Origin of the sequence: Sorangium sp. So ce321 (genome assembly GCF_051530195.1) — a bacterium.
Classification (GTDB): domain Bacteria; phylum Myxococcota_A; class Polyangia; order Polyangiales; family Polyangiaceae; genus Sorangium.
Genome location: NZ_CP150329.1, coordinates 7,760,653 through 7,771,258, shown reverse-complemented (window position 1 = coordinate 7,771,258; position 10,606 = coordinate 7,760,653). Strand labels below are relative to the sequence as shown.

12 protein-coding genes are annotated in these 10,606 nt (G+C 71.2%); all 12 read right to left on the bottom strand.

The annotated features are described in order from the left end of the window. Positions 1 to 145: 145 nt before the first annotated feature. The 12 genes from WME89_RS28585 to WME89_RS28530 all read right to left on the bottom strand — a co-directional run bounded on the left by WME89_RS28585 (position 146) and on the right by WME89_RS28530 (position 10,606). Positions 146 to 958 (bottom strand): ferritin-like domain-containing protein, encoded by an 813-nt coding sequence (locus WME89_RS28585; protein ID WP_438002854.1) that lies wholly within the window; start codon positions 956 to 958, stop codon positions 146 to 148. Between the two features lie 120 nt (positions 959 to 1,078). Next, entirely contained in the window at positions 1,079 to 1,981 is a 903-nt protein-coding gene (locus WME89_RS28580) for a hypothetical protein (protein ID WP_438002853.1), read from the bottom strand. A 224-nt stretch (positions 1,982 to 2,205) separates the two neighbouring features. Then, positions 2,206 to 2,913 (bottom strand): hypothetical protein, encoded by a 708-nt coding sequence (locus tag WME89_RS28575; protein ID WP_438002852.1) that lies wholly within the window; start codon positions 2,911 to 2,913, stop codon positions 2,206 to 2,208. Positions 2,914 to 3,231: 318 nt separating this feature from the next. Next, positions 3,232 to 3,567 (bottom strand): cytochrome C oxidase subunit IV family protein, encoded by a 336-nt coding sequence (locus WME89_RS28570; RefSeq protein ID WP_437662731.1) that lies wholly within the window; start codon positions 3,565 to 3,567, stop codon positions 3,232 to 3,234. A 15-nt stretch (positions 3,568 to 3,582) separates the two neighbouring features. Then, positions 3,583 to 4,263 (bottom strand): cytochrome c oxidase subunit 3 family protein, encoded by a 681-nt coding sequence (locus WME89_RS28565; protein WP_437617785.1) that lies wholly within the window; start codon positions 4,261 to 4,263, stop codon positions 3,583 to 3,585. Then, the gene (locus tag WME89_RS28560; RefSeq protein ID WP_438002851.1) at positions 4,235 to 5,923 is read right to left on the bottom strand and encodes a cytochrome c oxidase subunit I; all 1,689 of its coding nucleotides are present in this window, start codon (positions 5,921 to 5,923) and stop codon (positions 4,235 to 4,237) included. Before WME89_RS28560 ends, WME89_RS28565 begins: the two co-directional genes overlap by 29 nt. Further along, entirely contained in the window at positions 5,920 to 7,011 is a 1,092-nt protein-coding gene (coxB, locus tag WME89_RS28555) for a cytochrome c oxidase subunit II (RefSeq protein ID WP_438002850.1), read from the bottom strand. The genes WME89_RS28560 and coxB overlap by 4 nt, the downstream gene beginning before the upstream one ends. Further along, positions 7,008 to 7,853: an SCO family protein gene (locus WME89_RS28550; RefSeq protein WP_438002849.1), complete on the bottom strand. Its 846-nt coding sequence runs from the start codon at positions 7,851 to 7,853 to the stop codon at positions 7,008 to 7,010. Before WME89_RS28550 ends, coxB begins: the two co-directional genes overlap by 4 nt. Continuing rightward, positions 7,853 to 8,245: a hypothetical protein gene (locus WME89_RS28545; protein ID WP_438002848.1), complete on the bottom strand. Its 393-nt coding sequence runs from the start codon at positions 8,243 to 8,245 to the stop codon at positions 7,853 to 7,855. Before WME89_RS28545 ends, WME89_RS28550 begins: the two co-directional genes overlap by 1 nt. Next, positions 8,242 to 9,429 (bottom strand): hypothetical protein, encoded by a 1,188-nt coding sequence (locus tag WME89_RS28540; RefSeq protein ID WP_438002847.1) that lies wholly within the window; start codon positions 9,427 to 9,429, stop codon positions 8,242 to 8,244. The genes WME89_RS28545 and WME89_RS28540 overlap by 4 nt, the downstream gene beginning before the upstream one ends. Then, the gene (locus WME89_RS28535; protein ID WP_438002846.1) at positions 9,426 to 10,076 is read right to left on the bottom strand and encodes a c-type cytochrome; all 651 of its coding nucleotides are present in this window, start codon (positions 10,074 to 10,076) and stop codon (positions 9,426 to 9,428) included. Before WME89_RS28535 ends, WME89_RS28540 begins: the two co-directional genes overlap by 4 nt. After that, on the bottom strand, positions 10,073 to 10,606 hold the full coding sequence (locus tag WME89_RS28530) for a DUF3341 domain-containing protein (protein ID WP_437617778.1): 534 nt from the start codon (positions 10,604 to 10,606) through the stop codon (positions 10,073 to 10,075). The genes WME89_RS28535 and WME89_RS28530 overlap by 4 nt, the downstream gene beginning before the upstream one ends.

The window sequence follows — 10,606 nt, the reverse complement described above, 5'->3', positions numbered from 1 at the left end:
AGCCTGGCGAAAGCAGCGCCATGCGCGTCCTCTTCTTGGTTGCTCGTGCGACCCACCGCCTCCTGAAAAAGGGCTCTCGGTGGTGGGAGTGCGAGCCGTCGTCACGCTGTGAGGGGTGGAACCAACGGCCGCTGGCGGGGCTGGATCAGGCCGGGGTGGGCGTCCGGTCGGGTGGGGCCGCCGAGCGCCGCCACGCGGCGAGCGCGTCGATGCCGTGCTCGCCGAAGCGGGGCACGTAGTCGCGCTCCACGGCGCGCTCGAGGATCTCGCCGTAACGGGCCACAGGCATGAGGCCCCAGGCGCGGTCGTCGTCGGAGATCGCCGCGCGCCGCGCGCCGCCCGCGGGCATGTAGCTCCTGCGCAGCCGCGAGAACATGGCGTGGAGCTCGCGCTCGACCAGCTCGCGCACGGCCGGCGCGCACGGCAGCTCGAGCAGGTAGCGGAGCAGCGTCCAGCCGAAGTCGCGGTGCCGCACCTCGTCGCGCAGGATGCGGTCGAGCGCCCGGCGCGCGACCGGGACGGTGCACCCCTCGCGGAGCACCTTGAAGAGCGGGACCGCGACCGTCTCGCCAAGACAGAAGATCTCCACGCCCGCCCGCGCGACCGCCAGCTCGAGCGGCTCGTCTCCGCCGCTCCTGAGGCCGAGGGTCTCGCGGCGGAGCGCCGACAAGGCGCCGCCGCCCGCGAGGACGTGGACGCGATGGCTGAGGCGCGCATGCGCGAGCTCGTCCTTGACGATGCGCAGGCCGTCGTCGATGAGATCCGGCGACGCGCCGATCTGGATGAGCCAGAGCGTGAGGTGCTGCGTGATCGCCGCCGAGCGGTACTCGGCCTCGATGCGACGGCCCCACTCCGCGCGCACCGCGTCGCTCGCGGGAGGGAGGGGCGATCGCTGCTCGCGCGGCGCCTGCTCCGCGGCCGCGGTGCTGTCCTGCTTTGCGTCGGGGGCGTCCGTCATGGGGTCACGCTATGCGCGGGGTCCGGGTGCGGCAAGACGGGAGGCGGAGCGCGCCCGCCGCGGAGGCGCTCGCCCCGCCGCGGCAGGCGGGAGGCAGGCGCGCGCACGCCGCGGAGGCGCTCACCCCGAGGTCGTCGCCGCGGAGGGCGGCACGCAGACGTTCTTGTACTCTCCGCACGCGGCACAGGTCACCCCGTCGGGAGACGAGGCAACGCAGGGGTTGACGACGACCTCCTGGCAGAGCGTCCCGGCCGGACACGCCTTGTCGGTCTCGCAAGGCAGGCTCGGGAAGCAGCCCACCGCGGCCAGCGCCGGGGGCCCCGGTTCATCGGCGCAGCCTGGCACAAGCCACTGACACGTCGGCCCGAGGCTCGCGCACGCGTCCGCGGTGGCGGCCCTGAGGCACTCTTCCGGCGGCGGCGGGTTGCAGAAGAGCTCGTGCACCTGCCATCGCCAGGTGTCGCCTTGCAGGACGCACTCCCCGTCGACGGGCAGCGGACCGCAGCCGGTGGGCATCATGAAGCTGCATGTCCCGATCCCTGCCTCGCAGGGATCCCCGTCGGCCGGCAGCTCCTCCGGGCACGCCGGCGGCGGCGGGTTGCAGGACACCGCGACCGTCACCGACCACGTGCCGTCTTCGCCGCAGGTCACGATGGTCGGATCGGGGCAATCGGGAGGGCCGCCATAGGCGCAGCCCGCCCCGATCTGCCAGCACGCGCTGCCGGTCGCCGGCATCTCGGCGGGGCACTCCGGGGGCGGCGGCGGGTTGCAGGACATCTCGCTCTCCACCTGCCACGCCCCGTCCACGCACCTGTAGCCGATGGGGTTGTCGCAACTGTCGGTGTAGTCGCAGGAAAGATCGTCCGCCTCGCAGCTCGATCCCGTCTCCGGAAGCTCCTCGGGACAGCTGCCGCCCTGCACGGTGGGGTCGCACCCCGGCAGGGCCACGGCGCCCGCGAGCGACGCCGCCGCGGCGACGGTCACGATGAAGGGAGCCCGGAGCACCTTTCGCTTCTTCTGCATGGCCATGAGTTGCTAGGTCCTTTCTACGGCACAACATGGCGCAAGTCCTGTCCTTGCGCGTCCTGCAGCTGGACTCAGCAAGCGAGGTGCCAGAGCGAGCGGCGGGCGGCGATCGCGCGTGCCCGGGGCGAGATCCCGTCAAGGCGGTAAATTATCAGGAACATTGATTTTTTGTTCTACCGCGCTCCCGCCCCGAGCCTCCCCGGTCCAGCCCCGGCCACCGCCTACCGGCAGGCGCTGATCTGCACGTCGTCGATGTTCCAGCCCGACGTGGGCGCGCCCCCGAAGGCGATGACGGCGCTGTAGCCGAACCGCACCCGCAGACTCCCGCTCTTGTAGGGGGTGAGATCGTACGTGACGCGCTTCCACGCGGACTCGACGATATCGTCGTGGGGAGACTCGTAGACGATCCTCCAGCGCGAGCCGTCGAAGACCTCGACGCGGGCCTTGTTGCGGTACGTCGCGTTCAGCCAGCGCCAGAAGGACAGCGTGACTCGCCCGCGGACGGCCGCGTCGACGGGGGGGCTCGTCAGGTAGCGCTGCGGGTGCGGCGCGGTGACGCTCGGGCTGCCGCCGAGGAGCACGCCCGCGACGCCGTTGTCGCCCGTGGGCGTGTGATCGCTCGCCGGGTCGGGGGACCCCGCGCGCTGGTCGCTGGACGTCCGCGCGGGGCCGATCTCCCAGCCGGACGCGAGGCTCCACCTGGCGGCGTTGTCGGCGAAGCCGTCGGCGAAGAGGACCGCTGCGGAGCACGGCGCGACCGGGCCGTCGTTCCCGGGGGCGCCGCGGAACGCCGCCGGAGCGCGCGCCGCCCAGTCCACCACCGGATACACGTCCCGCTCCGCGAGCCACGGCTCGTCCGCCGGGACGGAGGTGCACCCCGCCGCGGCGAGACCGCACGAGGCAGCGGCCCGCACAATCCACCTGTTCATGGTCGCTCCTACGAACGTGCAATGCCTCTGGCGCAGGCACCATTCCGCCGGGGCCGTCGCGCAGCGCCGAGAGCACGTGTTTGTAGGACCGAAACGGGGCGGTGGATAGCCCATGTGAGCGGCGCCCGATGCCGTGAGAACGGCGTCATGCGCCCTCTGACAGGGCCATTCCTCAGCGGCCTTGCCGAGCTCGAGCGCACGCGGAGGGGACGGCGCGGCGCGCCCGTGTCCATCCCGGGCCGAGGAGACCCCGGCGCCGGGCCATCCCCGGCCTCGGCTCGCACCTGCGGCAGCCCGGGCGATCTGGCGGTGGACGGATCACCGCGGCCTGGCCGCGGCCTCGGGCGGAGCCGGCGGGATCGGCCCGCGCGAGATCGTCTCGCGCGACATCACGTCGGAGATCATCAACGTGAGCAGCAGGCCGAGGAGGAGGGCCGACACGATCATCGGCAGGGCGTTCGCGAAGCGCTGCTCGATGAGGTGCATGAAGAAGAGCAGCACCAGCACCGTCTTCGCCGTGGCGATGAGCAGCGCCGCGACGACGTCGGCCCCGCCGAGGTGGGCCAGCGAGAGGAGGTACGAGGCCAGCGTGAGCGCCATCAGGACGAGCCAGACGATCACGTAGGTCCGCGAGGAGAGGTGCTTGACGGTCATGGGAGCAACGTGCCCTTAGCGGTGCATCAGGTAGAGCATCGGCCAGAGGAAGATCCAGACCACGTCGACGAGGTGCCAGTAGAGCCCGCCGAGCTCGACGTGCGTCTCGTTTCCCGCGCCGTACCGGCGCCGGAAGCACCCCCACGCGAGCCAGCCGAGGACCACGAGCCCCGCCGTGACGTGGATGGCGTGGAGCCCGGTGGTCACGTAGTACAGCGTGAAGAACACCCGCGCGCCGGCCTGCGGGAGCTCCCCGAAGCGGTAGGCGGCGCCGGGGAAGATCCCCTCGTGGAAGTGCTCGGTGTACTCGATCCCCTTCAGCGTGAGGAACGCGGCCCCGAGCGCGATGGCGCCGAGCAGGAGGCGGCCAGCCCGCACCGGCCGATCGAGGCGCACGGCGTAGACGCTCAGCGCGACGAGCAGGCTGCTCGTCAGGAGGATCGCCGTGTTCGCCGTGCCGATGACCGCGTTGTTGTGCGCGATGCCGGCGGCGAACTCGGCGCCGAACATCGCGCGGTAGGCGGCATACAGGCCGAAGAGCCCGCCGAACAGGAGGACCTCGCTGGCGAGGAAGATCCACATGCCGAAGTGCGCGGCGTGCGTCTGCTTCTCGAGATCCTCGAACTGCATGACGAGCCGCGCCGGGGCGAGCGGCTGCGGCTGCGGCTCAATCAGCGGCGGCTGAGATTCGTGCATGGGCCTCCTCGTCGGTCAGGTGGTAGTCGTACGGGCCGCGCTCGATGATCGGAGTCACCGTGAAGTTGTGCTTCGTCGGGATGGGCGCCGTCAGCCACTCGTAGCTCCGGGACCGCCACGGGTTGGCCGGGGCGCGCGCCCCCCAGCGCAGGGCGATGAGGAGGTTCACCAGCGTGAGCAGCAGCGCGCCGGAGAGCAGGTAGGCGCCGCCGGTCGAGAGGACGTTCAGCCACTGGTATTGCTCCGGGTAGCTGTAGTAACGGCGCGGCATCCCGGCGTTGCCCAGCAGGAACTGCGGGAGGAACGTCAGGATGAAGCCCGCGAACACCCCGAACGACGTGAGCAGCCCCATGGACTCGGAGTACATGCGGCCGAACATCTTCGGGAACCAGTAGTGCGCGGCCGCGAGGAACGCGGTGAGCGTGCCGCCGACCATGATGAAGTGGAAATGGGCGACGACGAAGTACGTGTCGTGCCAGTGCACGTCGAGCGACTGGGTCGCGACGGCGACGCCCGTCATGCCCCCGAAGACGAAGAGGAACAGGAACCAGAAGAAGTAGAGCATCGGGGTGCTGAAGTGGATGGCCCCCTTCTGCAGCGTCGCCACCCAGGTGAAGACCTTGATGGCGGAGAAGATCGCGACGAACATCGAGAGCGCGCCGAAGATGCCGGCGTCGAGCTCGCTCATCCCGGCCACGAACATGTGGTGGCCCCACCCCGTGAACCCGATGAACGCGATGCCGAGCGACGAGAGGGCGATCGCCCAGTAGGACGCCGGCTGACGCTGCGAGAAGGTGCAGACCACCTCGCTGATGACCCCGAGGGCCGGGAGCACCATGATGTAGACGGCAGGGTGGGAGTAGAACCAGAACAGGTGCTGGAACAGCACGGGATCTCCGCCGAGCGCCGGGTCGAAGATGCCGAAATGATAGACGTTGTCGAGCCCGACGAGCAGGATCGTGAGGCCGAGGACGGGGGTCGCGAGCAGCATGATGATGCTCGTGCTGTAGATGGCCCACGTGAAGAGCGGGAGCCTGCCCCAGCCGAGCCCGCGGGCGCGCATCGTGTGCGTCGTGGCGATGAAGTTCACCGCCGTCATGATCGACGAGACGCCGAGGATGAAGATGCCGATCACGACCGGCATCACGGCCGCGGGGGTGACCGTGCTGTACGGCGGGTAGAACGTCCACCCGGTGTCCGCGCCCCCGGCGATCGCCGCCCCGAGCGTGACGACGACGCCGATCGCGTACACGTAGAGGCTCGCCAGGTTGAGCCGCGGGAACGCGAGATCCTTGGCCCCGATCATGATCGGGAGGACGAAGTTCCCGAAGATGTTCGGGATCGACGGGATCATGAAGAGCCACACCATGACCACGCCGTGGAGCGTGAACATGCGGTTGTAGGTCGACGCGTCGATCACGGTGGGCCCGGGGGTCAGGAGCTCTGTCCGGAGGACGAGCGCGAAGGCGCCGCCGAGCAGGAGCATCGGCACGATGATCGCGTAGAACATGAGCCCGATCCGCTTGTGATCGGTCGTGAGCAGCCACGAGCGCACGCCCGCGTCGGCCCGCAGATAGTCGCGCTCGTGCGCGCCGTGCGCGCCGTGCGCGCCGTGCGCGCCGTGCGTCGGAGCTGTCCCCTCGATCTCCTGTGCGATCATGGCCTCACCCCTCCCGGCGCCGGGGCGCCGCCCCCGCTGACCCCGCCGTCCCACGGCACCACGGGGCCGTGGGGCACGTCGCGGATCGATTTCATGAGCTCGATCATCGCGGCGATGTCGGGCGGCGTGATCTGCCCCAGATACGACGGCATGACCGCCGGGAACCCGCGGTGCAGCACGGCGAGCGGATCCATGATCGACTCGGTGATGTAGACCTCGTCGGCGACGCGCTCGCCGCCTGCCTCGAGCGGCACGACCGAGCGGTAGAGGCCGGCCCAGGTCGGGCCGACGTGCTGCGTGCCGTCGAGGGTGTGGCACCGGAGGCAGCCGTGGCGGGCGGCGGCGTGCTCGCCGCGGGCCGGCATCGTCGGCTGCGCCGCGGCGAGCTCCTCCTCGGCCCGGGCGGCCGCCTCCTGCGCGAACGCCGGGGTGCTCGCCGCGCCGCCCGCGAGCCAGCGATCGTAATCGGCCGGGTCGAGCGCGATCACCTGGCCGCGCATCCCCGAGTGGCTCGTGCCGCAGTACTCCGTGCAGAGGATGGGGTACGCGCCAGGCTGGCTCGCCTCGAACCAGGCCGTCGTGTACCGGCCCGGGAGGACGTCCTGCTTGATGCGGAACTCGGGCACGAAGAAGCTGTGGATGACGTCGCGCGACGTCATGATGAGCCTGACCGGCCTCCGCACGGGGACGTAGAGCACCGAGATCTCGCTCTCTCCCTCCGGATAGCCGAACTTCCACATCCACTGCTTGGCGGTGACGTAGACGTCGAGCGCGTCGTCCGGCGCCGTGCGCAGGTCGACGAACTGGCGCGTGCCGATGTTCCAGAAGGTGAGGAACAGGAAGCCGAGGCCGAAGAGCGACACCGTCTCCAGGAAGAGCGCCGGCCTGGCGAGGGTCCCGGCGTGAGGACGCGCCGTGTCCTGGATCCGCCGGCGGTAGCGGAGGAGGAAATACCCGCCGATCAGCGTGATCAGCGCGGCGCCCCCCATCGTCACGCCGATGACGAAGTAGTGCAGCCCGTCGATCTCGCGGGCGAGCGAGGAGCGCTGCTCGGGCAGGAAGAGCAGCTGGCGCAGGAGCTCGTTCATCGCGCGCCCTCCTGCATGCGGTGCCGCCACCCGCGCCACCCGAAGAAGGCGAGCAGCGCGACGACCCAGGTCAGGATGCCGGCCGCGCCGAGCCGCAGGAAGCCGGCCACGTAAGGGCCGTAGCGGCGGCTCGCGGGGTCGTAGCGATAACACGTCATGAGGACGCGATCGAGCGTGGTGCCCACCTGCCCGCGGCTCGCCTCGAGGAGCGCGAGCCGGAGGTCGAGGGCGGAGAACTCGATGCCATAGAGATAGCGGGAGACGCGGCCGTCCGGCGTCAGCACGAAGACGGCCGCCGGGTGCGCGTACTGGTCCGTCTGCGCGTCGTACGCGGCGCGGAAGCCGAGATCTCCGGCGAGCGCGCGGAGCTCGGGCGGCTCGCCGGTGAGGAACGGCCAGACGTCCGGCGCCGGCGCGCCTGCCTTGACGAGGGCGCCCAGGGAAGACAGCGTGGCCCTCCGCTTCCGCGCCGCGGCGTCCGGGGTGTCCCGGGGATCGAAGCTCACCGTGAGCGCGCGGTAGTGCTCGCCGAGCCGGTAATCGAGCTTCGCCATGCCGGAGACGAGGCCGCGCAGCACGAGGCCGCAGAGCGTCGGGCAGCGGTAATAGGCGAGGACGAGGAGGACCGGCCGCACGCCGTCGAAGTGCTCGGCGAGCGGCGCGCTCCGGCCATCCATGTCCGTGAACGGGAGCGACGTGTCGATGGCGCTCCCGGGGCGCTCGTCGATGCCGGCCTCGCGCGCGGCGGGCGGGAGCGCGGGCGCGTCCGCGGCGGCCGCGAGCGGCGCGCGCGAGAGCGAGAGCGCGAGCAGCGTCGCGGCGGACAGGGGGCTCGGCCTCATCAGCGGCTCTCCTCCGCGACGAGGCGCATCGCTTCCTCGATCGGGATCTGCACGAGCCCGCGCTCCCGGTCGACCCAGCCGAAGCGGCCGAGCTCCTCATGCTTCCTGCGATTGAGCATCTTGCCTAAGCCCTCCTCGCCCATGGCCTTGCGCTGGAAGATCCGCTGATCCACCCCGGCCACCACGCCGCGCGGCTGGAAGCCCTCGCGCATGGCCTCCATGCTCCTCCGCGCCGGGCGGAGCTCCGCCTCGCGATCGCGCAGGATCATCCACGACCAGATGCCCAGGATGAAGAAGATCGCGATCACGGCGAACGCGATGGCCAGGATGCGCCGCCAGGGGACGATATCGTCTTCCTGGCGCACGTCGGGACGTCGGTAGTGGGAGGTCATACGCTCTCGTAACGGAGTGCGGCCGGCAGCGCCGGGTCGTTGACGGGGACGAGCGGCTTGCCGCGCTGCCGGAGCGCGGCGAACGCGACGCACGGGCCGACGACGGCGAGGAGCGCCGCCAGATCGAGCCAGTGGTACGGCGCGCGGGCGCCGGAGGCCTCGGGCACGACGAGCCAGTGCATGTCGAGGTAGTGCGCGACGAGGACCCACGCGGCGACCGCCGACAGCCAGGCTGGCCTCCGCTTGATCCCGTAGTTGAGCAGGATCACGAACGGGATCACGAAGCGCGCGAGCACCATGACGAGGGTCGCTGTCCCCCACGGGCCGTGGTAGCGGCGGAGGTAGAACTCGACCTCTTCCGGCTTGTCCGCGATCCACATCAGCATGAACTGGAAGAACGCGGCGTAGGCCCAGAAGATGGTGAACGCGAGGAGCAGCCGGCCCAGCGCGTAGTAGTGCGACGCGCGGAGCCCGGGCAGGAGCCCGGCGCGATCCGCGGTGAACGCGAGGGCCGTGAGCAGCGCTATCGCCGCGACGAAGCCGCCGGCGAAGACGTACACGGGGAACATCGTCGACACCCACGTCGGCGCGAGGGACATGAGCCAGTCGAACGAGGCGAACGAGAGCGCGAGCGCGACGGGCGGCAGGCCGGCGACGCTCAGCAGACGGAGCCGCCCGCCGCCCGCGAGCGCCGGGCTGGCGTCGCCCCGGAGCGAGCCGCGGCGGAGCAGGGCGCCGAGGGCGAGCCACACGGCGAAATAGACGCCCGTCCTGACGAGGAAGAAGGGGAGGTTCAGGTACGGCTTCTTGTGGAGCAGGAGCGTCCGGACGTGCTCGTCGTGGACCGACTCGGGATGGAGCCAGTCCCCGTAGAGGGCGTCGAGCCCGAAGAGGAGCGGGAGGAACAGCAGGGCGAGGACGGGCAGCGTCGAGACGATCGCCTCCGCGAGGCGGCGGACGGCGACAGGCCACGTCGCGCCCATCGCGTGGCAGATCATCAGGAAGATGAGCGCGCCGACCGCGGTGGTCACGGCGTAGGCGTAGGCCGCGAGGTACGCGTAGAAGACGCGCTCCCGGTCGACGAACCCGCCGGCGACGAGCAGGAGGGCGCCGAGGAGCGCGAGGCCGAGGGACCGCGAGATGAGCGCGCGGCCCCCGCGGAAAATGGGAATGCGCCGGTTCACGGGAGCTCCTTCCGGGCGCGCTCCTGGAGAGGTTGGGGGAGCGCGTCGAGCGCGGCGGCGCGGCTCCTCCCGAGCGCCTTCACATAGGCCACGATGGCCCAGCGCTCCCGGAGCGGGATCTGCGGCTCGTATGAGCGCATGAGCCCGTAGCCCTCGACGATGGTCTGGTAGATGCGGCCGGGCGGGAACGCCTGCACGCGCGCGTCGACGAGCGACGGCGGGCGCCGCTGCGTCATGTTTCGCGCGACCTCCGACTCGCCATCTCCGGCGATCCCGTGGCAGGCGGCGCAGAAGATCTCGAAGCGCCCCTGGCCGTACCGGATCAGCTCCAGCGTGACCGGGACGGGGATGTGCGCGACGTACGCGCCGCCCGCGACGCCCCGCGTGAGCCCGGGATCGCCGGTCACCCGGTCGTTCGGCACCGTGCCCTCGGGCGGGTGGCGCATGACGGCGCCGTCGTGAAAGAGCTCCGACGGCTCGTAGGGGGCGTAGCGCTTCTGGCGGATCATGCGCTCGAGATCCAGCGTGTCGGACTCGCCGGGCTCGGCTTCGGTCGGCGTCGCCGGGGCGCACGAGAGGCAGAGCGCGCAGAGCGCGCAGTGCGCCGCCGAGAGGCAGGAGAGCGTCGCGAGCCGGCCGCGCTTCATGAGCGCTCCCTCCCGGCCCAGGCGACGGTGGTGGCGCCGAGATCGGTGAGATCGCGCTCGGCGATGGGCCTGATGAGCGCAGGGTCGCGGACGTCGATGCCGATCCAGAACCGATCGATCGAGGCGCGCTCGAACCCCGGGACGTCGAACACCGGATTCCAGAGCTCGGGCAGCCGCGTGAGGGCGAGCAGCACGACGAAGCCCATGAGGGCGGCCGAGAGCACCATCATCTCGAAGGTGATCGGCACGAACGCCGGCGCCGCGTGCTGCGGCCGCCCGCCGACGTTGAGCGGGTAGTCGTACGCGCTGTTGTGCCACTGGACGAGGTAGCCCCCCGCGGCGCCCGCGAGCGCGAAGGGCAGGACGAGCCAGGTGAGCGGCGACCGGCCGAGGCCGAGCGCCGCCTCGGCGCCGTGCACCGGGTAGGGCGTGAACGCGTCGAGCCGCCGGTATCCGCGGCTCCTGAGCTCCGTGAGCGCCCGGAGCATCGCCTCGGGCGTCTCGAACTCGGCGAGCAGTCCTCTCTTCAT